At 67.7% G+C, this 23,395-nt stretch carries 22 protein-coding genes and 1 pseudogene; 19 read left to right on the forward strand and 4 right to left on the reverse strand.

The window, feature by feature from the left end; genetic code table 11:
- Positions 1 to 29: 29 nt before the first annotated feature.
- From folP to lysS, 9 genes are all read left to right on the forward strand, one after another.
- Positions 30 to 899 (forward strand): dihydropteroate synthase, encoded by an 870-nt coding sequence (gene folP / locus ACT9TC_RS09940; RefSeq protein ID WP_458042911.1) that lies wholly within the window; start codon positions 30 to 32, stop codon positions 897 to 899.
- Positions 887 to 1,276 (forward strand): dihydroneopterin aldolase, encoded by a 390-nt coding sequence (gene folB, locus ACT9TC_RS09945; protein WP_458040363.1) that lies wholly within the window; start codon positions 887 to 889, stop codon positions 1,274 to 1,276. The genes folP and folB overlap by 13 nt, the downstream gene beginning before the upstream one ends.
- Positions 1,273 to 1,845 (forward strand): 2-amino-4-hydroxy-6-hydroxymethyldihydropteridine diphosphokinase, encoded by a 573-nt coding sequence (gene folK, locus ACT9TC_RS09950; protein WP_458040364.1) that lies wholly within the window; start codon positions 1,273 to 1,275, stop codon positions 1,843 to 1,845. Before folB ends, folK begins: the two co-directional genes overlap by 4 nt.
- Positions 1,842 to 2,369, forward strand: coding sequence for a DUF3180 domain-containing protein (locus ACT9TC_RS09955; protein WP_458040365.1), 528 nt, complete (start codon positions 1,842 to 1,844; stop codon positions 2,367 to 2,369). The genes folK and ACT9TC_RS09955 overlap by 4 nt, the downstream gene beginning before the upstream one ends.
- A gap of 76 nt (positions 2,370 to 2,445) precedes the next feature.
- Positions 2,446 to 3,009 (forward strand): PH domain-containing protein, encoded by a 564-nt coding sequence (locus ACT9TC_RS09960; RefSeq protein ID WP_458040366.1) that lies wholly within the window; start codon positions 2,446 to 2,448, stop codon positions 3,007 to 3,009.
- Between the two features lie 44 nt (positions 3,010 to 3,053).
- Positions 3,054 to 4,760, forward strand: coding sequence for a PH domain-containing protein (locus ACT9TC_RS09965; protein WP_458040367.1), 1,707 nt, complete (start codon positions 3,054 to 3,056; stop codon positions 4,758 to 4,760).
- Positions 4,757 to 5,572 carry a DUF2520 domain-containing protein gene (locus tag ACT9TC_RS09970; RefSeq protein ID WP_458040368.1) on the forward strand — a complete coding sequence of 272 codons (816 nt, stop codon included), beginning with the start codon at positions 4,757 to 4,759 and terminating at the stop codon, positions 5,570 to 5,572. The genes ACT9TC_RS09965 and ACT9TC_RS09970 overlap by 4 nt, the downstream gene beginning before the upstream one ends.
- Before the next feature lie 9 nt (positions 5,573 to 5,581).
- Positions 5,582 to 6,460 (forward strand): pantoate--beta-alanine ligase, encoded by an 879-nt coding sequence (panC, locus tag ACT9TC_RS09975; protein ID WP_458040369.1) that lies wholly within the window; start codon positions 5,582 to 5,584, stop codon positions 6,458 to 6,460.
- A gap of 90 nt (positions 6,461 to 6,550) precedes the next feature.
- Entirely contained in the window at positions 6,551 to 8,068 is a 1,518-nt protein-coding gene (gene lysS, locus ACT9TC_RS09980) for a lysine--tRNA ligase (RefSeq protein WP_458040370.1), read from the forward strand.
- Positions 8,069 to 8,126: 58 nt separating this feature from the next.
- Here lysS and ACT9TC_RS09985 read toward each other — a convergent pair whose 3' ends face one another.
- Positions 8,127 to 9,251: a DUF4192 family protein gene (locus ACT9TC_RS09985; protein ID WP_458040371.1), complete on the reverse strand. Its 1,125-nt coding sequence runs from the start codon at positions 9,249 to 9,251 to the stop codon at positions 8,127 to 8,129.
- A gap of 132 nt (positions 9,252 to 9,383) precedes the next feature.
- Here ACT9TC_RS09985 and ACT9TC_RS09990 point away from each other — a divergent pair, with 132 nt between their 5' ends.
- From ACT9TC_RS09990 to ACT9TC_RS10005, 4 genes are all read left to right on the forward strand, one after another.
- A complete protein-coding gene (locus ACT9TC_RS09990; protein WP_458040372.1) occupies positions 9,384 to 9,581 on the forward strand; it encodes a hypothetical protein in 198 nt (65 codons plus the stop codon).
- Positions 9,582 to 9,623: 42 nt separating this feature from the next.
- Positions 9,624 to 11,090 (forward strand): cardiolipin synthase, encoded by a 1,467-nt coding sequence (cls, locus tag ACT9TC_RS09995; RefSeq protein ID WP_458040373.1) that lies wholly within the window; start codon positions 9,624 to 9,626, stop codon positions 11,088 to 11,090.
- 173 nt (positions 11,091 to 11,263) lie between these two features.
- On the forward strand, positions 11,264 to 11,998 hold the full coding sequence (locus ACT9TC_RS10000; protein WP_458040374.1) for a hypothetical protein: 735 nt from the start codon (positions 11,264 to 11,266) through the stop codon (positions 11,996 to 11,998).
- Between the two features lie 331 nt (positions 11,999 to 12,329).
- The gene (locus tag ACT9TC_RS10005; protein ID WP_458040375.1) at positions 12,330 to 13,292 is read left to right on the forward strand and encodes an endonuclease domain-containing protein; all 963 of its coding nucleotides are present in this window, start codon (positions 12,330 to 12,332) and stop codon (positions 13,290 to 13,292) included.
- A 180-nt stretch (positions 13,293 to 13,472) separates the two neighbouring features.
- Here ACT9TC_RS10005 and ACT9TC_RS10010 read toward each other — a convergent pair whose 3' ends face one another.
- A complete protein-coding gene (locus tag ACT9TC_RS10010) occupies positions 13,473 to 13,703 on the reverse strand; it encodes a helix-turn-helix domain-containing protein (protein WP_458040376.1) in 231 nt (76 codons plus the stop codon).
- Positions 13,704 to 14,055: 352 nt separating this feature from the next.
- Between ACT9TC_RS10010 and ACT9TC_RS10015 the strand changes: the two genes are divergently transcribed.
- From ACT9TC_RS10015 to ACT9TC_RS10035, 5 genes and pseudogenes are all read left to right on the forward strand, one after another.
- Positions 14,056 to 16,578 carry an ATP-dependent Clp protease ATP-binding subunit gene (locus ACT9TC_RS10015; protein WP_458040377.1) on the forward strand — a complete coding sequence of 841 codons (2,523 nt, stop codon included), beginning with the start codon at positions 14,056 to 14,058 and terminating at the stop codon, positions 16,576 to 16,578.
- 266 nt (positions 16,579 to 16,844) lie between these two features.
- Entirely contained in the window at positions 16,845 to 17,345 is a 501-nt protein-coding gene (locus tag ACT9TC_RS10020) for an amino-acid N-acetyltransferase (RefSeq protein WP_458040378.1), read from the forward strand.
- 71 nt (positions 17,346 to 17,416) lie between these two features.
- Positions 17,417 to 18,202, forward strand: a pseudogene (locus ACT9TC_RS10025) (IS982 family transposase); the annotation flags it as partial.
- A gap of 63 nt (positions 18,203 to 18,265) precedes the next feature.
- Positions 18,266 to 18,967, forward strand: a complete 702-nt coding sequence (locus tag ACT9TC_RS10030) for a hypothetical protein (RefSeq protein WP_458040379.1) — start codon at positions 18,266 to 18,268, stop codon at positions 18,965 to 18,967.
- 81 nt (positions 18,968 to 19,048) lie between these two features.
- Positions 19,049 to 19,438: a dehydrogenase gene (locus ACT9TC_RS10035; RefSeq protein WP_458042912.1), complete on the forward strand. Its 390-nt coding sequence runs from the start codon at positions 19,049 to 19,051 to the stop codon at positions 19,436 to 19,438.
- A 15-nt stretch (positions 19,439 to 19,453) separates the two neighbouring features.
- Here the strand turns inward: ACT9TC_RS10035 and radA are convergent, their stop codons facing one another.
- Complete coding sequence (radA, locus tag ACT9TC_RS10040; protein WP_458040380.1) at positions 19,454 to 20,854, reverse strand: DNA repair protein RadA; 1,401 nt, start codon at positions 20,852 to 20,854, stop codon at positions 19,454 to 19,456.
- 35 nt (positions 20,855 to 20,889) lie between these two features.
- Entirely contained in the window at positions 20,890 to 22,392 is a 1,503-nt protein-coding gene (gene glpK, locus ACT9TC_RS10045) for a glycerol kinase GlpK (protein ID WP_458040381.1), read from the reverse strand.
- Here glpK and ACT9TC_RS10050 point away from each other — a divergent pair.
- The gene (locus ACT9TC_RS10050) at positions 22,330 to 23,367 is read left to right on the forward strand and encodes an MFS transporter (RefSeq protein ID WP_458040382.1); all 1,038 of its coding nucleotides are present in this window, start codon (positions 22,330 to 22,332) and stop codon (positions 23,365 to 23,367) included. The two genes, glpK and ACT9TC_RS10050, sit on opposite strands and share 63 nt — an antisense overlap.
- Positions 23,368 to 23,395: the final 28 nt, after the last annotated feature.

Raw genomic sequence — 23,395 nt, forward strand, 5'->3', positions numbered from 1 at the left:
GCGGCGCGGACAAAGAGGGCACCCTGATCATGGGCATCCTCAACGCGACGCCCGACTCGTTCAGCGACGGCGGACAGTACCTCGACCCCGAGGTCGCCATCGCGCACGCGCTCGAGCTCGTCGCCGACGGTGCGGGCGTGATCGACGTCGGAGGCGAGTCCACCCGGCCCGGCGCGGAACGCGTGCCCGTCGCCGAAGAGATCCGGCGGATTCTGCCGGTCGTCACCGCCCTGGCGGGGCGCGGCATCGTGGTCAGCATCGACACGATGAACGCCGAGACGGCCGTTGCTGCGGTCGAGGCGGGCGCCCGGATCGTGAACGATGTTTCCGGTGGGCTCGCCGATCCCGAAATGCTCGCGGCGGTGGCCGAGACATCCGCAGACTTCGTGCTCGGTCACTGGCGCGGGCCCTCGTCCGACATGTACGCACACGCGGCCTACACGGATGTTGCGCGCGACGTCACGGCCGAACTCGCCGAGCGACTGAGCGACGCGGCGCAGGCGGGGATTGCGCCTTCGCGCGTGGTGCTTGACCCGGGTATCGGCTTCGGGAAGACGCCCGAGCAGAGTTGGGCGATGCTCGCGGGCCTTGACCGCCTCGTCGCGCTCGGGCCTCGCGTTCTGGTCGGCACGTCGCGCAAGCGGTTCCTGTCCGCGGCGCTGGGTGGGGCATCCAATGACGAACCCTCGACCGAGCGCCGCGACGCGGCAGAACCTTCGATCGAGCGCCGCGACGCGGCAGAACCTTCGATCGAGCGCCGCGACGCGGCGACCGCCGTGACCAGCGTGCTGGCCGAGCGCGCCGGCGCGTGGGGCGTGCGCGTGCACAACGTCGCAGCGACCCGCGATGCCCTCGCGATCGCTGCGGCATGGCGAGAGGGGGCGCCGTGGACGGCCTAGACGAAATCACGCTGACCGGTCTGCGGGTGTTCGGGCGACATGGGGTATTCGACTTCGAGCGCGAGCGGGGTCAGCACTTCGTGATCGATGTGGTCCTGAAGCTCCGCACCGCCGAGGCGGCACGCACGGACGACGTACGCGACACCGTCCACTACGGCGAGGTCGCCGACGCCATCGTCGCGATCGTCGCGGGCGAGCCGGTCAACCTGATCGAGACGCTCGCCGAGCGGATCGCGGTCGCGGTGCTCGCCGATGGGCGGCTAGCGTCCGTCCGCGTGACCGTCCACAAGCCGAGCGCGCCCATCGAGGCCGAGTTCTCGGACGTCTCCGTCAGCATCGAACGAGCCGCGATCGACTTCCCCCGGAGCACCTCATGAGCCGCCGTCTGGCCGAAGAACTCCCGCCTCGCGACGCGCGGCCCGAGAACGAGACGACCGTGGCCGTCGTCGCGCTCGGCAGCAACCTCGGCGACCGCGGGACCACGCTCGAGGATGCGGTGCGTGAGATCGCCCGCCTGCCTCTTGTCGATCACGTGCGGGTGTCGCCGACGCGCGAGACGGTTGCCCTCCGCCCGGATGGTCCGGATGCCTCGGCGCCCACCTACCTGAACGCCGTCGCTCTCGTCTCGACCCGGCTGGCACCGAGTGTCCTCCTGGCGCTGCTGCACCGCATCGAGGCCGAGCATGGACGCGAGCGCCACGAGAAATGGGGCGACCGCACTCTCGACCTCGACCTGATCGCCTATGGCGACGTGCAGTCGGCCGACCCGAATCTGACGCTGCCGCACCCGCGCGCTGTCGAGCGGGACTTCGTGCTCGAGCCGTGGCTCGAGGCGGATCCCGATGCCGTGCTGGTGGGTTACGGTGCGGTGCGCGATCTCGTTGAGCGGCTCCGCGCGCAGGCGGCGGACACGCATCCGGATGCTTCGGGTGGGGACCGCGCGTGAAGCGCACCAGTCCGCTCGTCCTGGTGTCGGCCGCCGTGCTCGGCGCGCTCGTCGGATTCCTGTTCGATCACCTGCTGACGGTCTCGGGGCGTCCGACTTTCACCCCGTTCATCTCGTTGCCGATCATGCTTCTGCTGCTCGGCGCGATCGTCGTGGTGCTGGCGTTGCCCATCCGCCGGGCGATCCGGGGCCCGCGCGGCGATGGCGCGGTCGCGGCCGGATCGCAGCCCGCATCCGGCCCCCCGGTCAATCCCTTCCGCGCTTTGCGGATCGCGATTCTGGCCAAGGCGTCGAGCATCGTGGGCGCGGCGATCGGCGGAGCCGGCGCCGGTCTCGCCCTCTACCTGCTGACGCGCCCGGTGCCGCCGCCGTTAGGCTCGATCACGGCGGTCGTTGCCACCGCCGTCGCGGGGGTGATCCTCGTCGCCGCGGCACTCGTCGCCGAGAACATGTGCATCATCCGGAAGGACGACGATGACGAACCCCCAGAGCCCGCCGCCGGAGGCGACACCCACCCCTGGTGAGGACGCCGGTCCCTTGGCCCCCCAGAGCACGCTTGCTGCGGCGCCCGTTAATGAGATCCGCGTCGATGAAAGCCCGGTGGCTGAGGGCGATACAGATGCGCTCGACTCCGACTCGCTAAACTCCGGCACCTTCACCGCGCTCGTCGAGCCGCGCTCGCCCAGCCGGCTCGAGTTGGACGGCGGCGAATGGCACCAGATCTCGCCGAAGTACGTCTGGGTACAGCTCATCTCTGGCGGCGTGCTGATCGTCCTCGTCGCTGCGGCCATGCTGTTTCTGACGCTGTTCCTGAACCAGACCTGGGCCTACATCCCGGGCGGCATCATCTTGGTGATCTCGATCTGGACCACTGCCATCGTCCCCCGCCAGGCACGCTCGATCGGGTATCGCTTGCGGCAAGACGACCTGGTGTTCCGCCGCGGCATCCTGTGGCAGCGCCTGGTCGCCGTGCCGTATGGACGGATGCAGCTGATCGACATCACCCACGGCCCCCTCGATCGCGGGTTCGGTATCGCGCAACTCAAGTTCGTCACGGCCGCCGCCGCGACGGGGGTGACGATCCCCGGCCTCGAGCAGAAGACCGCCGAGCACCTGCGTGACCTGCTGGTCGAGGTCGCCGAGTCGCGACGGACGGGGCTGTGAGCGAACCCGCCGCGCCCGGCGGGACGCCTGAGGTGTCTGCGCCCATGACAGACGCGGCCGTGACGGATGTGCCCGTGCCCGGTGAGCCGTTCGAGGCGCGCAGCGAACTGAGCGACGGCGAGTGGCACCGGATGCATCCGCTGTCCCCGATCTTCCGGGGTGGCCTCTTCCTCGTCGTGGTGATCGGCATCGTGATCGCCAACCTGCGCGACAGGCTCGTCGCGATCTTCCTGCCTTCGCTGTTGCCCGAGCTTCCCGACGGAGGTGAGTGGAATTCGGGTGATCCCGTCGACTGGGTGCTCGACAACGGGCTCCTGCTTCTGGCGAGTCTCGCCGTTCTGGGTGCGCTCGTGTTGGTCGTCGGCGGCTTCTACCTGTCGTGGCGGTTTCACACCTTCCGCATCACGGAGGACGACGTCGAGGTCAAGCAGGGCATCCTGTTTCGCTCGCAACGCCGCGCACCCCTCGACCGGGTTCAGGGCGTCAACCTCACGCGGCCTCTCGTCGCGCGTCTGGTCGGACTCGCCAAGCTCGAGGTCGTCGGTGCGGGCACGGACGCGAACGTCAAGCTCGACTACCTCTCGACGAGCAACGCCGAGCGCGTGCGCGCCGACATCCTGCGCCTGGCATCGGGTCGTCAGCTCGCCGAGGCGGCCGGGGCCGCCGCATCCGGAAGCCGCGTTCGCGGCGTCTCGAGCGCGGTCAGCCAGGGAATCACGGGACTCATCGCCGGGGCCGAGGGGCCGGCGAGCGAGCCCGAGAGCGTCGTCCACATCCCGACCGGGCGACTGATCGCCTCGCAGGTGCTCGGGGGCAGCACGGTGGCCCTGCTCGTGATGACGGGCGTCGCGATCGCCGGCGGGATCTGGGGATCGCCGTGGGTGCTGCTGGGCATCGTGCCCGCGCTCCTCGGTTTCGGTGCGTACTGGGTGTCGCAGATCGTGAAGTCGCTGCGGTACTCGATCGCACCCACGCGGCACGGTTTGCGCGTCACGTTCGGACTTTTCACGACGGTGACGGAGATCATCCCGCCGGGACGCGTGCACGCGATCGAGGTGCGGCAGTCGATCTTCTGGCGCCCCTTCGGGTGGTGGCTGATCAAGATCAACCGCCTGACGGGGCGGAGTTCGGTCGACACCTCGACCGACCAGTTCACGACGGTCCTGCCCGTCGGCACCCGTGCCGATGCCGAGCGCGTCTTGCGTCTGGTGTTGCCGGGGACCCGTGATGCGGAGTGGTCGCAGCTCTTCGACGACGGCATCCTCGGACCGCGTGAGGGTGACCCGTTCTCGCAGACGCCACGGCGCGCATGGTTCCTTCGTCCGGTGTCGTGGCGACGTAACGGATTCCTCGTTTCGCCGCACGCGCTGCTGCTCCGGCGCGGGCAAATCTGGCGTTCGCTCGCGATCTTCCCGTTGGCCCGCATGCAGAGCTTGGGACTGCAGCAGGGTCCGCTCGATCGCTCGCTGCGCGTCGCGTCGCTGCGCCCGCACACGGTCGCCGGTCCCGTCTACGGCTCCGTCGCCGCCCTCGATCGGGACGATGCACTGGCGGCCTTCGCGGACGTCACGGCTCGAGCATCCGCCGCCTCCACCGCGGATCGCAGCCACCGGTGGGCGGAAACGGTCGTCGCAGAGACGCCGGACCACCCACCGGAGCCGACAGCTGATGCGCAGTCGACAGGTGAGCCGCAGTCGATGGTGAACCAGGCGCCGGAGGCGGCGTCCAGCCAGGCGCCGGAGGCGACGTGAACCGCGCGGGGCGGCTCGGCGTCGGGATTATCGGCGCCGGACGCGTCGGCCCGATCATCGGTGCCGCGCTCGGCGGGGCCGGGCACGCGCTGACGGGTATCACGCCTGGGTCCGACCCGGACCGGGTCGAAGCCATCGTGCCGGGTGTTCCGCACCTGGATCCGCCCGAGATCGCGCGGCGCAGCGAGCTCGTCGTCCTCGCGGTGCCGAGCGATCAGCTCGCCGAACTGGTCGCGGGTCTGGCAGCGGTATCGGCCTGGCAGCCGGGCCAACTCGTGCTGCACACGGACGCGCGGTTCGGCACGGACATCCTCCGTCCGGCCGTCGAGCAGGGAGTCATCCCGCTCGCGGTCCACCCCGCAATCACCTTCACGGGCACGAGCATCGACCTGCGTCAGCTACAGGCGGGCTACGCCGCCGTCACGGCACCCGCGGCCGTGCTGCCGATCGCGCAGGCCCTCGCGGTCGAGTTGGGTTGCGAGCCGATCGTCGTCGCGGAGGCGGATCGTCCCGCGTATGCCGAGGCGATCGCGACGGCCACGGAGTTCTCGCGCGCCGTCGTGCAGCAATCCACCTCGTTGTTGCGCGGCATCGGGATCGACAATCCCGGTGGGTACCTGTCGGCGCTCGTCCGATCGACGGTCGACCAGGCGCTCACCCTCGAAACCACTCCCGATTGGGATGGCGTCGTGCGCGGCGGCACGGGGGATGCCGGATGGGTCAGCCGCGACGGTTTGGGCGACGGCTGGGGCGGCGGCCTCGACGGCGGTCCGGATGACGGCCTGGACGAGCCGGATGTGCTGCCGGGGTAGCATCCAAGGATGATCAGCTCCATCGCCGAGCTGCGCACCCGACTGGCAGAAGCCAGAAGCGCAGCGCGGACGGCGGGGGATGCGGCGCGAGACACATCCGCCGCGCCCACCGTCGCACTCATCTCCACCATCGGCGCCCTGCACGACGGGCACATCGACCTCATCCACCGGGCTCGGGAACGCGCCGACATCGTGGTGGTCTCGGTCTTCGTCAACCCGCTCCGCTTCGCGACAACGAGCGCTTTCGAGGCTTACCCGCGCACGCCCGACGCGGATGCTGCGCTGCTCGAATCTCTCGGAGTCGACATCGTCTTCGCGCCGAGCGCCGAAGAACTCCTGCCGCACGGGTCGCAGACGACGAAGGTCACCGCGGGTGACCTCGGCCTGCGCTTCGAGGGACGGGCGCGCCCGGGCTACTTCGATGGGCTGCTGACGGTCGAGGCGCAACTCCTGAATCTCGTGGGGCCGGACTTCGCGGTCTACGGTCGCCGCGACGCGCAGCGCATCTTCCTCGTCCGACGCATGGTGCGTGATCTGTACCTCGATGTCGAGGTGCTCGAGGCAGACACCGTCCGCGACGATAACGGCCTGCCCATCTCGACGCGCATCGGATTGCTCGAGGAGCGCGACCTCAAGGCGGCGAGCAAGCTCGTCGCCGCGCTCGAAGCGGCCGCATCCAACGCCGACCGCGGGATCGACGCGTGCATCGCGGCCGCTCAGTCGTCTCTCATGGGCGAGGAGCGGATCCGGCTCGAGTACCTCAGCGTCGTTGATCCCGAGACCTTCCTGCCCGCCGACGAGGGACACCAGGGCACCGCTCTCGTGCTGATCGCCGCGACGGTCGCGGGGCATCGGTTCATCGACAACGCCGAGGTCTACATCCGCTGACACGCGTGTCGTTCCGTGGGCGCCCCCGCGGGCCGGGGCGCGCGGGGGCGCGCGGATAGACTTGTGTCGACTTTCGAGGAGCCCCCGCAGATGACCGATTCTTCCGTGCCGTCCGACGCTGCCTCCGAAGAGGACGTCTTCGAACAGAAGGCGGTGCGGCTCGCTAAGCGCGAGCGCCTGCAGGACGAGCGGACGGATGCCTCGGGCGGCGCCTACCCCGTCAGTGTTCCCGTGACCGACACGATCGCGGCGCTTCGCGAGGCATACGGCGAGCTCGAGGCCGACACCGCGACGGGCGTGCGCGCCGCGGTCGCCGGTCGCATCGTCTTCAGCCGCAACACGGGCAAGCTCTGCTTCGCGACGCTCCAGGCCGGCGACGGCAGCCGGATCCAGGCGATGGTCTCGCTGGCCGGTGTCGGCGAGGAGTCCCTGCAGCGGTGGAAAGAACTCGTCGACCTGGGTGACCACGTCTTCGTCGCGGGCGAGGTCATCTCGAGCCGCCGCGGCGAGCTCTCGATCATGCTCGACGAGTGGCAGATCGCGGCGAAGGCGATCCTGCCTCTGCCGAACATGTACTCCGAGCTCAACGAGGAGAGCCGCGTGCGCGCGCGCTACCTCGACCTGATCGTGCGCGATCAGGCCCGCCAGACGGTGCGGGCCCGCGCGGCGGTCAATGCGAGCCTGCGCGCGACGTTCGCGGAGCACGACTTCCTCGAGGTCGAGACGCCGATGCTGCAGGTGCAGCACGGCGGTGCGGCGGCTCGTCCGTTCGTGACCCACTCGAATGCCTTCGACACCGAGCTGTTCCTACGCATCGCGCCCGAACTGTTCCTGAAGCGTGCGGTCGTCGGGGGCCTGGATCGGGTGTTCGAGATCAACCGCAACTTCCGCAACGAGGGCGCCGACTCGACCCACAGTCCCGAGTTCGCGATGCTCGAGGCGTACCAGTCGTACTCCGACTACAACGGCATCGCCGACCTGACACAGGAGCTCATCCAGAACGCCGCGCGCGCCGTTTCGGGCTCGACGGTCGTGACGTGGGCCGACGGCACGGAGTACGACCTGGGCGGCGACTGGGACCGCATCTCGATGTACGAGTCGCTTTCGTCTGCCAGCACGCAGACGATCACACCCCAGACATCCGTCGACGAACTGCTCGCGCTCGCCGCGGCATCCGGTGTCGACGAGCCCGCTCATGTCACCCACGGCAAGCTCGTCGAGGAACTGTGGGACCACTTCGTGAAGGGTGGCCTCGAGCGCCCGACGTTCGTCATGGACTTCCCGGTCGACACGAGCCCGCTCGTGCGGGCGCACCGCTCGATCGAGGGTGTCGTGGAGAAGTGGGACCTATACATCCGCGGGTTCGAGCTGGCCACCGGCTACTCCGAACTCGTCGACCCCGTGATCCAGCGCGAGCGTTTTGTCGAGCAGGCGGTTCTCGCTTCGCGAGGAGATGTCGAGGCCATGCGCATCGACGAGGACTTCCTGCGGGCGCTCGAGCACGGCATGCCACCTTCGGGGGGCATGGGCATGGGAATCGACCGACTGCTGATGGCCATCACGGGCCTCGGCATTCGCGAGACGATCCTGTTCCCGCTCGTCAAGTAAGAACTCACTCGCGGGCGAACGCCCACTGCGTTCACTCGCGGGCGAACGCCCACTGCGTTCACTCGCGGGCGAACGCCCACTCTGGCAGATGTGAGGCTGTGCACATCGTCATCACGATCTGAGACAAGCCGTGCTCGGGGTCGATCTCGAGAGCCCGCTCGGCGTACCAGCCCGCGTGCGTCGAACCACCGAGTGCCCAGCTGATCCACGCCGCCGCGGCCAGGGGCCCCGGCCGTGCGTCGCGCGGGGCCGCCGCCGCGATGCGGCGCACCAGATTTCGAGCGCGGTGCAAGCGACCCGAATCGGGCCGCGGACCGTCGCCGCAGAAGCGAGCACCGAGTTCGGCCGGATACTCGTGGCCGGCCTCCCACCGCACCTGGGCAAAGAGGGCGAGTTCGCCCGCGTGGATGTCTCCGGCCCACTGCTGCAGTGCCACATCGCGCAGCGCGGGGCGACGCAGGCACCACAGCAGTACTGCGCCCGAGAACGCGTCCAGGGTGTCGGGGTCCCAGGTCAGGGCGTCCTCGAACAGTTCAGGTACGTCATCCAGGGCAACGACCGCCGCGAGCGCGCGCGGATCCAGGCGTGCCAGCGAGGGAACATTGGCCGTCTCGACGTTCGAGGGTGCTGCCAGCAGGGCCTCGGCCGCATCGTCGATCGTGAGGAGCGCGCGTGCCATCCGCTCCTTCTCGGCCAGATCGACCTCGGGCAGAAAAGCGCCCGCACCCTGATCCCCCGCAGGAACCGACATGGGCAGATCGGCCTCGCGCTCGCGTACCTCGGAGAGGGGTCGCGCCTCGCCGTCGGCGTACGACCCCCAGGCATCGCCCGCAACGCAGAGAGCCTCTACGACTCGCAGGCCACAGACATGCGCCCGCTTTTCCAGTGCAGTGACGAGATCTTGCCAGGCGATCGGGCCCGAGCCATCGTCGCGGAAACCTGCATCTGTGTAGACGACGATCGCGATGCCGTCGATGCGGTCGACCTTGCAGGCGAGTCCGATCGTGGTCGAGGCCATCGCTTCGACCGCGTCGGGCTCCGGCAGGTCGTAGCGCATGACGCCCGCCGTCCGCTTGCCGCGGAACAGCACGAGCGCGAGGCTCTGCCGAGGGCGATAGCCGGCCAGAGCGGGAACGAGGGCGAGGAAGTCTGCGGCGTCGGAGGCCTTGATGATGGTGGGCATGCGGCCAGCGTGGCCTGGACGCCGTCCTGAGGCCGGTGGGAAGGCGGAATCGGGGGACGACCGGCACCGGGACGTGCTGTGGAGGGAGCGTCCGAGTGTCCGGTATGCCCCCTCGGGGCGTATCCTGGAGGGGTGGAAGGCTACTGGGCGGCACTGATCTGGTCGATTCTGCCGACCCTTGTCGTCTCGGTGGTCTTCTTCTTCGTGCTACGTGGCATCATTCGCATGGACCGCACGGAGCGCCGCGTCTACGCCCAGATCGAGGCCGAAGAGCGCGCGAAGCGGGGCATGGCCCCCGCGCCGGAAGACCCGCGTCCCGCGGCACCCTGACCCACCCCGCTACGCTGAGCACGAGCCGGCGGAGGGAAACGGGTGCTCGTCCTCAATTTCGACATCACGTGGTGGCTGGTCGCCATCCTCATTTTCGACCTGACCATCCGCATCTGGGCAATCATCGTCATCCCGCGCAATCGCCGCCCGACAGCGGCGACGGCATGGTTGCTGGCCATCTACTTCATCCCGTTCGTCGGGCTTCTGCTCTTCTTTCTGATCGGTAATCCGCGGCTCCCGCGGGTTCGCCGTCGCAAGCAGCGGCAGATCAACGAGTACATCCACGACGCGACGGAAAACCTCGAGTTCGGTTCGCTGCGCCCGGATGCTCCGGCCTGGTTCACCTCGCTTGTCACGATGAACCGCAACCTCGGAGCAATGCCCCTCGCCGGTGACAATACGGTCACCCTGATCGCCGAGTATCAGGAGAGCCTCGACGCGATGGCGGATGCCGTTCGCGCAGCAGAGCACTACGCGCATATCGAGTTCTACATCCTGCAATCGGATGCCGCGACCGACAACCTGTTCCGGGCTATGGAAGAGGCGTGCGCCCGCGGAATCACGGTGCGCGTGCTGCTGGACCACTGGGCCAACCGCGGCAAGCCCAACTACAAGGCGACGCTGAAGCGGCTCGACGCGATGGGTGCACAGTGGCACCTGATGCTTCCGGTGCAGCCGTTCAAAGGCAAGTACCAACGTCCTGACCTCCGCAACCACCGCAAGCTTCTGGTCGTCGACGACAATGTCGCGTTCATGGGCTCGCAGAACGTCACCGACTCGACCTACAACCTGCCCAAGAATATTCGCCGCGGTCTGCACTGGGTCGATCTGATGGTGCGGCTGCAGGGGCCGGTCGTCGCGAGCGTCAACGCCGTATTCCTCTCGGACTGGTACAGCGAGACCGACGAAGAACTCTCGGCCGAGTTCGACGTCGAGAACCTCGACACCGGACCCGGCGATCTTGATGCGCAGGTCGTGCCATCCGGTCCCGGATTCGATTCCGAGAACAACCTGCGCCTCTTCCTCGGCATGCTTTACGCGGCCGAGCGCAAGGTCATCATCGTGAGCCCCTATTTCGTGCCGGACGAGTCGCTGCTGCTGGCGGTGACGACCGCGTGTCACCGCGGCGTGCAGGTCGAACTCTTCGTCAGTGAAGAGGGCGATCAGGCGATCGTCTATCACGCGCAGCGCAGCTACTACGAGGCACTCCTGCGCGCCGGCGTGAAGATTTGGATGTACCGCAAGCCCTTCATCCTGCACTCCAAGAGCCTGACGATCGATGACGAGACCGCCGTGATCGGCTCGAGCAACATGGACATGCGCTCGTTCGGCCTGAACATGGAGATCTCGCTGCTGGTGCGCGGCAGCGAGTTCGCCGATCAGATGCGTGCGGTCGAGGATCGCTATCGCTCGCTGAGCCGCGAGCTGACGCTCGAAGAGTGGAAGCAGCAGCCCCTCCGCTCGACGGTGCTCGACAACCTCGCGCGTCTGACCTCGGCCCTGCAGTAGAGGGCGTGCCCGTGTTCCGGGTTGCGCGAGCGTTACCGACTTGAGTGGTGATCGTTATCGCGCTGTCACCGTCTTCGCATGGTGGGTCTGGAGCGATCGGTCAGGATGGATGAGCGGACGACAGCACGTCCGCAGGATGAGGGACGAGGCATCCCGCCCGGAGAGGTTCCATCGTGGCTGTTCGCAAAGCACTCATCGCGCTCGGCGCCGGAGCCGTCGTGCTCCTCGGACTCGCGGGATGCACGGCCACGCCCGCGTCGCCGGGGAGCAGCAGCTCCGTACCCGCCGATGGCAGTGTCTCTGAGGTTGAGGTTGAGGTCGACGCGACCTGGCTCGACGACGGCCGGATGATCGGCATCATCACGTACGGGTCATCGACCTGTGTCCCGGTCGTCGAAGATGCCGCGCTGCAAGACAATGGCACGTTCGCGGTAATCCTCGCCGATGCCGACACGGACGAGGTGTGCACGACGGACATGGTCCCTCGCGTGACCCTCGTCGATGCGCTCCCGGACATGGACCCCGCAGTTGACCTCGAGATCACGGTCGCGGGTGACGGATTCACGGGCGACACCGACCTCGACGGTGTGCAGGGACTAGACCCCACCAACACGGCCTCCGAGTATGCGCCGAGTGCCGGATGGATCGACGATGACGACTCCTTCGTGCTCGTGACCTGGGGGAGCTCGACGTGCGTTCCCGTCGTCGCTTCCACGGAAGTCGTGGCGCCATCCGAGGTGACGGTCACGTTCGTCGACCCGCCGGCCGACCAGATCTGCACGATGGACATGGTGCCTCGCGCGCTGATCACCTCGGTGGCGGACCTCGACGAAGACGAGGGCGTCACGGCCGTGCTCGTCGGGGACGACTTCGACGGGCTCCGCGTTCCGATCTACGGCTCCAACTAGACCGCCACTTTTTCAGACCGCGCGCGGGGGAGCGGCAACGGCGCCGTCCCCGCGCGTCTCACTCTGCGCGCCCTTGTCCTGCACGCTTGTCGAGCGTCTATCTGAACATTCAGTCGTCGTGAATGGCTGTTGATTGTGCGAAAGCCCGCCATTCACGACGACTGAAACGGACGAATCCGAAGTCACTCGTCGTAAATGGCGGGTCAGGATGCCGGGGGCCCGCCATTTGCGCCGAGTGAACAGCCCTGTTCCGCCGGCGGGCGGCTCCGGTCGCGCCGCCGTGTGTGGACAACTTCGGCGCGACCACCGTGCGATGTGCGAGGGTGCCGGGATGCGCCGAACCGACCTGCCCCGCAGCCTGGGCGCGGAGTTCTCCGTCGCGCAGGCCGAAGCGGCGGGCGTCTCGCGTTCTCGGCTGCGGGCTCGCGACCTCGAGCATCCGTTCCACGCCGTCCGGTCCGTGTCGCACACGCCCATTGTCCAGACGGCGGAGTCGCGGATGCTGGCGCGTGCGCGTCAATTCGCCACGGTTATGCGGGACTCCCAGTTCTTCGGTCATGTGACCGCCGCCGTCATCTGGGGCGTGCCGCTTTCTGCCACGGTCATCCACGATGAGCTCGACGTGGCCGTCTTCGCACCGCGTCGCGCCCCGCGGGGTCGCGGGGTGAAGGGGTACGCGCTCGCGCCGTCGCACGGATCGGTTCGCGGTCACCCCGAGCTCGGCTGGCGCGTGGCAAGCCCCGCAACGACCTGGGCGATGCTCGGGGCTCGGTTGACGCATCCGTACGATCTCGTCGCGGCGGCCGACTATTTCGTGCGTATCCCGCGCAGGCCGGGCGGCTTCGCACCGCCGCCGCGTCCGGCGTGGGCGACGATCGACGAGCTCGAGTCGGCCGTCGGCGCGGGTCGTCGTCCGGGCATCGGCGCCCTGCGTGCGGCTCTTCCGCGGGTGCGAACCGGCGCGTCGTCGCGCCGTGAGACCTGGCTGCGCCTGATCCTGATCGACGCGGGGTTGCCTGAGCCGGTGCTGGACTACGACGTGCTCGATGATGATGGCCGCTTCGTCGCCTGCCTTGACCTCGCTTACCCCGCGCTGAAGATCGGGATCGAATATGACGGCGACCACCACCGCACCGATCCTGTGCAATGGGCGCGGGACGTGGACCGACTCGACCGGTTAGCTGAAGAGGGTTGGCGCGTCATCCGCGCGACGAAGCGGCACATCTTCACGATGTCGGGCGTCGTCGTCGTACAGCGGGTGCGCACGGCGATCGAGGCACGTCGTTCGCGCTGAGGTCTCCTTGGCGGTTCCCGGCTTTCGCTCGTCGCAGATGGCGGATGTTGGGCCGCGTAGGACGCCATTCGTGACGAGTCAACTGTGTCCAGCAACTTTCACTCGTCACATATGGCGGGTTCGGATACCTCACAGGCGCCATTCGCGACGAGTGAAAGATGGCCGGGCGGGCTGAGCGGGTCAGTCGGTGGTGACCAGCAGATCGCCGACCTCGCAGTCGAGCGCCCGGCAGATTGCCGAGAGCGTCGAATAGCGGATGGCTCGCGCCCGGTCGTTCTTCAGCACTGACAGGTTGACGATCGAGACACCGACGATCTCCGAGAGGCGGGTGAGAGTCATACTGCGCTCGGCGAGGAGCTCGTCGAGTCGGCAGTGGATGCCGCTCGGCCCCTCGTCTTCGGCGGGGGTCACACCAGGCCCTCGGTGTCGCACTGCATCGCGGTCCCGCGCCGGAAGGCCGCTGCGATGACAAGGAGGATTCCGCCGACGCCGTCGAGCAGCCAGTTCGTGCGTGTCAACACAACAGACAGCCGGTCGAACCTGTCGGGCCAGAGCGCTTCGGGGCTGTCGGGGTCGTCACGAGTGAACCTCTTATCGATAATCGTTGTTATCGAGAAACGATAAGCACGCGGGGGCCGCGCGTCAACCCCGCAAAGCCGTCACGCCCACGGCGAACACAGGCGTGAGGCATCCGTCCGCTGGTTACCCTCGATGTAACACGCGAGCCGTAGGGACGCGTGCGGCCGATGCCGAGGAGTCTGCAATGTTCGAGAGATTTACCGACCGTGCCCGTCGAGTGGTTGTGCTCGCCCAAGAAGAGGCGAAGATGCTCAACCACAACTACATCGGCACCGAGCACATCTTGCTCGGGCTGATCCACGAGGGTGAAGGGGTCGCCGCGAAGGCGCTCGAATCCCTCGGCATCTCGCTTGACGCCGTTCGTGAGCAGGTGCAGGACATCATCGGCCAGGGCCAGCAGCAGCCAACGGGTCACATCCCGTTCACGCCGCGCGCCAAGAAGGTGCTTGAGCTTTCGCTTCGCGAGGCGCTGCAGCTCGGCCACAACTACATCGGTACCGAGCACATCCTGCTCGGGCTCATCCGCGAGGGCGAGGGCGTAGCCGCCCAGGTGCTGGTCAAGCTCGGCGCCGACCTCAACAAGGTGCGCCAGCAGGTCATCCAGCTGCTCTCGGGCTACCAGGGCAAGGAGCCCGCCGCTGTTAGCGGTGCCGCGAACGAGACGCAGGGGGCGCAGGGCGGATCCGCCGTGCTCGATCAGTTCGGCCGCAACCTCACGCAGGCCGCGCGCGACAACAAGCTCGACCCGGTGATCGGGCGCGAAAAGGAGATCGAGCGGGTCATGCAGATCCTCTCGCGTCGCTCGAAGAACAACCCCGTGCTGATCGGTGAGCCTGGCGTCGGCAAGACCGCCGTCGTCGAGGGCCTCGCCCAGGCGATCGTCAAGGGCGATGTGCCCGAGACGCTCAAGGACAAGCAGGTCTACTCGCTCGACCTCGGTTCGCTCATCGCTGGCTCCCGCTACCGCGGTGACTTCGAAGAGCGCCTCAAGAAGGTCACGAAAGAGATCCGTACGCGCGGCGACATTATCGTCTTCATCGACGAGATCCACACCCTCGTGGGTGCCGGTGCCGCCGAGGGTGCGATCGACGCGGCGTCCATCCTCAAGCCGCTCCTCGCCCGCGGAGAGCTGCAGACGATCGGTGCGACCACGCTCGATGAGTACCGCAAGCACTTCGAGAAGGATGCCGCGCTCGAGCGTCGCTTCCAGCCGATCCAGGTTGCGGAGCCGTCGCTGCCCCACGCGATCAACATCCTCAAGGGTCTGCGCGACCGCTACGAGGCCCATCACAAGGTGCAGATCACGGATGGCGCGATCGTCGCCGCCGCGAACCTCGCCGACCGTTACGTGGCCGACCGCTTCCTGCCCGACAAGGCGATCGACCTGATCGATGAGGCCGGCGCCCGCCTCCGCCTGTCGATCCTGTCGTCGCCCCCCGAGCTGCGTGAGTTCGACGAGAAGATCGCCGCCGTTCGCCAGCAAAAGGAGCAGGCGTCGGAAGAGCAGGACTTCGAGAAGGCCGCCGGCCTCCGCGACGAGGAGAAGTCGCTCCTCGCCGAGCGGCTGCGGCTCGAGAAGCAGTGGCGTTCGGGGGATGTTGCATCCCACGCCGTTGTCGACGAGGGTCTGATCGCCGAGGTTCTGGCGCAGGCGACCGGCATCCCGGTCTTCAAGCTGACCGAGGAAGAGACCAGCCGCCTGGTCTTCATGGAGAAGGCGCTGCACCAGCGCGTCATCGGCCAGGAAGAGGCCATCGCCGCCCTGTCGAAGACGATCCGTCGTCAGCGCGCCGGGCTCAAGGACCCGAAGCGTCCCTCGGGCTCGTTCATCTTCGCCGGCCCCACGGGAGTAGGTAAGACCGAGCTCGCCAAGGCGCTCGCCGAGTTCCTGTTCGACGACGAGGGCGCGTTGATCTCGCTCGACATGTCGGAGTTCGGTGAGAAGCACACCGTCTCGCGCCTGTTCGGTGCCCCTCCGGGCTTCGTCGGGTTCGAAGAGGGCGGGCAGCTCACCGAGAAGGTGCGCCGCAAGCCGTTCTCGGTCGTGCTGTTCGATGAGATCGAGAAGGCCCACCCCGACATCTTCAACTCGCTGCTGCAGATCCTCGAAGAGGGTCGCCTGACCGATGGTCAGGGCCGCGTCGTCGACTTCAAGAACACGGTCATCATCATGACCACCAACCTGGGATCGTCGGCCATCGCCGGTGGACCGGTCGGGTTCCAGGTCGAGGGTGACGCGCAGACGAGCTACGACCGGATGAAGGGCAAGGTCGACGAAGAGCTCAAGCGCCACTTCAAGCCCGAGTTCCTCAACCGTCTCGACGACGTCATCGTGTTCCCGCAGCTGTCGAAGCCCGAGCTGGTGCAGATCGTCGATCTGTTCACCAAGCGCCTAGCCGACCGCCTGCTCGACCGCGACATGACGATCAAGCTCTCGCAGTCGGCCAAGGAACGCCTGATTGAGATCGGCTTCGACCCGACTCTCGGTGCCCGCCCGCTTCGCCGCGCGATGCAGCACGAGGTGGAAGACCGCCTCAGTGAGCGGATCCTGCACGGCGAGCTGAATCCCGGCGACCACATCAAGGTCGACGTCGAGAACGGCGAGTTCGTGTTCGAGACCAAGCCGCGCGGCGAGAAGGTGGCCGTCGGAGTGACATCGGCTGGCGAGATCTCGTCCACGCCCGACCTCGCGATCACGAGCGACTGACACTGCCGGGTTCGACCCGGACACACGAAGAGCGGATGCGTGAGGCATCCGCTCTTCGTCGTTTCGGCGGTTCGTTTCGTCTCGCTGCGCTCGCTCAACGACCGGGGCGCGGGTCGTTGAGGGGCAGCCGCGTTCATAATTCAGTCTGCGCGGGCAGCGGAGGTGGCGCGGCCCACGTAATTGCGGGCGCGGGCTGCTGTCGCCAAACTGCAGAGACTGAATTGTGAACCCCGGACGGTGGGTAACCGGGGGCCTACGCTGGAGGGATGGGCGACTTCACGGTGCGTGCGGCGCGGACGACGGATGTCGTCGGCATCCGCGACATGCTCGAGCCCTTCGTGCAGCGCCGGATTCTGCTCGGCAAGGACCTGGTCGTGCTGTACGAATCCGTCCAGCAGTTCGTCGTGGCCGAGGTCGACGGTCAACTCGTCGGCTGCGGTGCCCTGCACGTCATGTGGGAGGACCTCGGTGAGGTCCGCACCCTCATCGTGACGGATGACTGGCTGCACCGCGGAGTCGGCAAGGGGATAGTAGACGCGCTCGAGCAGAACGCCCGCCAGCTCAAACTGACGCGGCTGTTCTGCCTCACGTTCGAGGTCGACTTCTTCTCACGCCGCGGTTTCACGACCATCGGCGAGCAGGTCGTGCCGCCTGACGTCTACTCGCAGCTCTTGCGAAGCCCCGACGAGGGTGTCGCCGAGTTCCTCGACCTCGCGCACGTCAAGCCCAACACCCTCGGCAATACCCGGATGCTGAAGACGCTCTAGATGAGTGAGTCCGTTTGGCTGGGTCGGCGTGGATGCTGTTAATCGCAGGCGGAGGGTGTTAACCCCGGTGTGTGAAAACTGAACTCAACACCCTCCTGATCACACTCTACGTCCACCTCGATGACCGGATCCTGCCCGCGATCGGCTTCACCCGCGATCACCACCCGGGCCGCAAACCCGCCCTCAACGACGCGGAATTGCTCTGCCTGCTGGTCGCGCAACACCTGCTCGGGATCGCGTCGGATCGGAAATGGATCCGATACGCGCACGCTCACCTGAAGGGCATGTTCCCGAACCTGCCCGGCCAGTCCGGGTGGGGCAAACGCGTCCGCCAATCCACCGGGCTTCTCTCTGCGGTGATCACCGAGCTGGCCCGTGACACCCCGTCCTGGGGTGAGATCACCCGGCTGGTGGACTCGACCCCGTTACCGTGCGGGAAATCGCGGGAGACCGTGAAACGCTCAGACCTTGCCGGGCACGCCGACTACGGATACTGCGCATCCCACTCCCGATACTTCTGGGGCTTCCGGCTCTATCTGATCTGCACTCCCGACGGAATGCCCGTGGTCTGGGGACTCGCGAGCCCGAAGATCGGTGAACGCGAAGCCACCCAAGCGATGCTCGACCACGACCGACACCTCATCCAGCCTGGACAGGTGATCGTTGGCGACAAAGGCTTCGCTGGGAAGCAGTTCGAGGACTTCGTCACCAACGAACTCGGCGCGCACCTTGTCCGCCCCGACCGCAAAGACGAGACCCCCAGGTTCGGGAAACTCGGAGGCATCCGACAATGGGTCGAGTCCGTGTTCGACACCCTCAAAGGCCAACTCACCCTCGAAGACCACGGCGGCAGAACCCGGGTGTCACCACGGAGGGCGTGCCGTGCCGAGGACTGAGAGACCCACGCTTAGCCTGATTGCATGAGCAGCGAAGGCACGCGACGGCGGCGTCCGTCGCCCGCGGTGTACCGGCGGCGGCGGGCCGTCGTCTTGATCGGGTTGCTTGTGGTCGTCGCCCTCGTCGTGTGGTTGCTCGTCGCACAGCCGTGGCGCGGATCCGCCGAATCGACGACGCCGGCTGCAAGCCAGAGTTCCGCGTCGCCCTCGCCGAGCGACACGACACCGACGCTGCCCGATCCGGCTGCGACAGGCGGTTCCAATCCGGCGGATGCCCTCCCGGAAGAAGCGGCGACGGATGCTGCGGCCGAACTCACCCCCGAGGCCTGCGCTGCCGACAGCGTGCTCGTCGAAGCGTTGACCGACAAAGAGTCCTACGCAGCGGGTGAGGTCCCACAGCTCAGCATCCGTCTCACGAACACCAGCGCCACCCCGTGCACGATCAATGTCGGCACGACGCAGCAGAGTTTCACGATCACGAGCGGGAACGATGTCTGGTGGCGTTCGACAGATTGCCAGGCCGCACCGAGCGACATGGTCGTCACGCTCGCGGCTGGGCAGGTCGTCGAGAGTTCGGCGCCGATCGCGTGGGACCGCACCCGCTCGTCCGTCGACACCTGCGAGGGCGACCGTCAGCGTGCACCGGGTGGGGGAGCGTCGTATCACCTGGATGTCTCGATCGGCGGCATCCCGTCGCAGACGTCGCGACAGATCCTGCTCTACTGACGCCCCGGTTACCCTGGAAGGGTGGCGCGACAGAGCGGTAGACCCGGCAAGAGCGGCAAACCCGGCAAACCCGAGGGGCGCGTGAAGAAGGCGGGCGCCGCGGTGTTCCGATCCGAAGCGCTGGCCCAGGCGCTCGCAAAGCAGGACGTGGCCGCGGTCGCCCTCGCACTGCGAAACGGCAACACGGTCGTGCCCTTGATGGCGCCGACGGACCGCGACAACCCGCTCGATGTCGGCGAGGTGTGGACCTACCGCGACCCCAACACGGGCGAGATCGCGCTTCTGCTGTTCAGCGACGCGGCCCACAAGCCCGAGAACCTTCCGCCGGCGATCGGCCTGCAGTCGCCCGGCTGGCTGCTCGCGTTTCTGCGCACGCATCGCGATGCGATCACAACGGTGTTCCTCGACATCGCGGGTCCGCATCCGATGCAGGCGTCGCCCGCAGACCTGATCGACGCTCTCGCCGACTGACGCCGCCTGGCGCGGCTAGAACTCCGGAACGTCGCTCGGTCCCCGGCTCTGACGATCGAGCTGAGCGCGCCCGCCACGAGCTCCGCGGTCAGCGTGACCGCGGACAGTGTCCAGCGCCGCCGGCAGGTGCTTCGACCCGGCATCGACGAAGTGCACAAAACCGAGACGGGATGCCTCGCTGCGACGCTGTGACAGCTGTGCGACCGCTCGGATCTCACCCGAGAGGCTCAGCTCGCCAACCGCCGCGACCTGGTGCGGGATGGCGAACTCGCCGAGAGCGCTGGCGATGGCCAAGGCGATGGCCAAATCGGCGGCGGGTTCAGTGAGGCGGACTCCGCCTACTGTCGAGACGTAGACGTCGAGGGTGCTCAGCTTCAACCCGGCACGGCGTTCGAGGACCGCGAGGATCATGGCGACGCGGGACGAATCGACGCCGTTCACGACGCGACGGGGGTTCGGGGTCGAGCTCGGATTGACCAGGGACTGAATCTCGACGGGCAGGGCACGACGGCCTTCGAGCGCGACCGTGACGCATGAGCCACTGACCGGGGTGCCGTGCCCCAGGAACAGCCCGCTCGGGTCGGGAACTTCGGCGATGCCGTCGCCGGTCATCTCGAAGCATCCGACCTCGTCCGTCGGCCCGAAGCGGTTCTTCAGAACGCGTACGAAGCGCAACGCGGTCTGCCGGTCGCCTTCGAAGTGACAGACGACGTCGACGAGGTGCTCGAGCAGTCGAGGGCCCGCGATGGAACCGTCTTTCGTGACGTGACCTACGATCAACACCGGCAGATCGCGTTCTTTCGCGATGCGGACAAGAGTCGCGGCGACCTCACGCACCTGGCTCGGATGCCCCGCCAGTCCCTCGCTGAGCGAGGACGAGACGGTCTGTACCGAATCGACGATCAGAAGCGTGGGGACGACCTGGTCGATCTGGCCGACGAGTGTCGCCAGGTCGGTCTCGCTCGCGATGAACAGCTCGTCGTGGAGTGCACCGGTGCGCTCGGCACGGAGCCGGACCTGCGCGGTGGACTCTTCTGCGCTCACGTACAACACGCGCCGACCGGACCGGGCCGCACGGGCCGCGACCTCGAGCAGCAGCGTCGACTTACCGACGCCGGGCTCACCGGAGATCAGGATCGTCGCGCCCGCGACGAGTCCGCCGCCGAGCACGCGGTCGAATTCGCCGACACCCGTGGGGCGGCGAGGAGCCTCGATCGTCGCAACGTCGGTGATCGGGCGCGCGATGCGATCAGCGGTGGGTGCGTGAGGGGTGAATCCGCGGAGGATGCCCGTCTGCTCCGCGACCTCGGTGACCGTGCCCCACTGCTGACACTCTCCGCAGCGGCCCACCCACTTGACGCTCGTCCACCCGCATTCCGCGCAGCGGTAGGCCGTGCTGGGCTTTCGAGTTGCCATGGGCCCAGGTTAGGCGCCACCACCGACAGAGGGCGTCACCCGAGCGGCCAGTCCAGCGTCCGCCCCAGGGCGTCCTGCCACCGCGCGAGCATGTGTGTGCGCTCGGCCTCGGTCGATGCCGGCTCCCACCGGCGGTCCTCGCTCCAGAGACCCGTCAGCTCGGTCAGCCCCGACCAGTAGCCGACCGCGAGCCCGGCGGCGAAGGCCGCGCCGAGTGCGGTCGTCTCCACGTTCGCCGGTCGGATGACGGGAATCCCCAAGGCATCCGCCTGCATCTGCATGAGCGTGCCGTTGGCGACCATCCCGCCATCCACGCGAAGCTCGGTGATAGCAGAGCCCAGGTCTGCGCACGCTGCGTCCACGACTTCGCGGCTCTGCAACGCGACCGACTCGAGCGCCGCACGAGCGATGTGCCGCCGGTCGGCGAATCGCGTGAGACCGAGGATCGCACCGCGTGCGTCGGGCCGCCAGTGCGGGGCGAACAGGCCCGAGAACGCGGGGACGATGATGACACCGCCCGCATCCTCCACTTCGTTCGCGAGCGTTTCAACCTCGGCGGCCGTGCCGATGATGCCGAGGTTGTCGCGCAGCCATTGCACGAGCGATCCGGTGACCGCGATCGATCCCTCGAGGGCGTACGCGGTGGTGCCGTCGCCGAGACGGTAGGCCACAGTCGTGAGCAAACCGTGCTCGGAGATGATCGGGCGATCGCCCGTGTTCACGACCAGGAAGTTGCCGGTGCCGTACGTGTTCTTGCTGTCGCCCTGCGCGAAGGCCGCCTGGCCGAATGTCGCCGCCTGCTGATCGCCCATCATGCCCGCGATCGGCACCTCACGCAGCAGGCTCGACGGCTCAGCATGCCCGTAGACCTCCGAAGAGGAACGGATGTCGGGCAGCAGCGACTCCGGGATGCCGAAGGCCTCGAGCAGCGATGCATCCCACTCGAGCGTCTCGAGATTCATCAGCAGGGTGCGGCTGGCGTTCGTGACATCCGTCGCGTGCACGCCCCCTTCGGGGCCGCCGGTCAGGTTCCACAGCAGCCAGGTATCGGGCGTGCCGAAGGCGAGGTGTCCCTCGTCTGCCAGGCGTTTCGCGTCGGGCAGGTTCTCGAGCACCCACGCGATCTTCGTCGCAGAGAAATATGACGCCAGCGGAAGCCCGGTGAGCCCACGGAACCGGTCGACTCCGCCGTCCGCGGCGAGGCGATCGACGATGCCCTGGCTGCGGGTGTCCTGCCAGACGATCGCGTTGTGGACCGGCTGACCCGTGCGTCGGTCCCACAGGATGACCGTCTCGCGCTGGTTGGTGATGCCGATGGCGGCGATGTCGTGCCGCGTGATGTCGGCGCGCGCGAGGGCGACCCCGATCACCTCCTGCGTGTTTCGCCAGATCTCGGTCGCATCGTGCTCGACCCAGCCGGCGCGGGGGAAAATCTGGCGGTGCTCGAGTTGGCCGGATGAGACGGAGCGGCCGCGGTGGTCGAAGACGATCGCTCGCGTGCTCGTTGTGCCCTGATCGAGGGCGAGGATGTAGGTCATCGACGTGCGCTCCTTTGTCTGGATGACTTCCCTGTCTTCACGGTCGTCGAGCCTCGGGGCCTGGACCCAGAGTACGGAATCCCACTCGGCGGGACTCGTTCGTTCCGGGTCATCGGCCTATTCCTCACGATCGGCAACGTCGTCGTGCCGATAGTCATCGCGCGGGAGTTTCCCCGCGAGCGTGCGCACTTCATGACGGGGCTATACACCTCGGCGATCAACGTCGGAACGATGACCGTCACCCTGGCGACCGCGCCGCTCGCGTCCGAGATCGGATGGCGCGGCGCAATCGTGGTCTGGGTGGGCTTCGGTGTTGTCGCGCTCGCCGTGTGGCTCGGCCTGCGCGGCGTCCGTGGTGCGCTGCTGCCCCGCGGGGGAACCGTGCCGCGGCCGACCGACGAGGTCGATCCGCGTGTCGCCCGCTCGGCTTCGACGTGGTTGCTCGGTGCGGCCTTCGCCGGGCAGGCGTTCAGCTTCTACGGCGTCACGGCCTGGTTGCCGTCGCTGCTCGAAGACGCGGGGTACGACGCCGCATCCGCGGGCGGAATCTCGGCGGTGTTCCAGGTCTCGGGCATCGCGGGCGCCCTGCTCGTGCCGATCATCACGACACGTGTCTCGATCTTCGCCGGCGTGTTGTTCGTGGCGGTCGGCTGGCTCGCGATCCCCATCGGGTTCGCCCTGAATCCTGGCCTGTGGCCGCTCTGGTGCATCATCGGAGGTGTCGCGCAGGGCGGTGGACTGACCGTCGTGTTCATCATGATCGGCGCACTGGGCGGCCGCGAGCACACGGTCGACGGGCGTTCCGGGATCGTCCAGGGGGTCAGCTACGGGCTCGCGGCCGCGGGCCCGATCATCTTGGGCGCGATCCACGAGGCTGCCGACTCGTGGCTGCCGGTGCTCGCCGTCGTGGCGGGCGCTGTGGTGCTGTTCGGTGTCGCTGGAGGCGTCGCGGCCGCGCCCTTGCGCCGGCGCTGACGCTCCGGCGCGCCCGAAACGGAGGACT

Source organism: Microbacterium sp. HM-570 (assembly GCF_054165885.1).

Coding starts and splice junctions, on each gene's coding strand:
- folP (WP_458042911.1), top strand. CDS start 30: ATGGGCATCCTCAACGCGACGCCCGACTCGTTCAGCGACGGCGGACAG.
- folK (WP_458040364.1), top strand. CDS start 1,273: ATGAGCCGCCGTCTGGCCGAAGAACTCCCGCCTCGCGACGCGCGGCCC.
- ACT9TC_RS09965 (WP_458040367.1), top strand. CDS start 3,054: ATGACAGACGCGGCCGTGACGGATGTGCCCGTGCCCGGTGAGCCGTTC.
- panC (WP_458040369.1), top strand. CDS start 5,582: ATGATCAGCTCCATCGCCGAGCTGCGCACCCGACTGGCAGAAGCCAGA.
- lysS (WP_458040370.1), top strand. CDS start 6,551: ATGACCGATTCTTCCGTGCCGTCCGACGCTGCCTCCGAAGAGGACGTC.
- ACT9TC_RS09985 (WP_458040371.1), bottom strand. CDS start 9,251: ATGCCCACCATCATCAAGGCCTCCGACGCCGCAGACTTCCTCGCCCTC.
- ACT9TC_RS10005 (WP_458040375.1), top strand. CDS start 12,330: ATGCGCCGAACCGACCTGCCCCGCAGCCTGGGCGCGGAGTTCTCCGTC.
- ACT9TC_RS10015 (WP_458040377.1), top strand. CDS start 14,056: ATGTTCGAGAGATTTACCGACCGTGCCCGTCGAGTGGTTGTGCTCGCC.
- ACT9TC_RS10020 (WP_458040378.1), top strand. CDS start 16,845: ATGGGCGACTTCACGGTGCGTGCGGCGCGGACGACGGATGTCGTCGGC.
- ACT9TC_RS10030 (WP_458040379.1), top strand. CDS start 18,266: ATGAGCAGCGAAGGCACGCGACGGCGGCGTCCGTCGCCCGCGGTGTAC.
- radA (WP_458040380.1), bottom strand. CDS start 20,854: ATGGCAACTCGAAAGCCCAGCACGGCCTACCGCTGCGCGGAATGCGGG.
- glpK (WP_458040381.1), bottom strand. CDS start 22,392: ATGACCTACATCCTCGCCCTCGATCAGGGCACAACGAGCACGCGAGCG.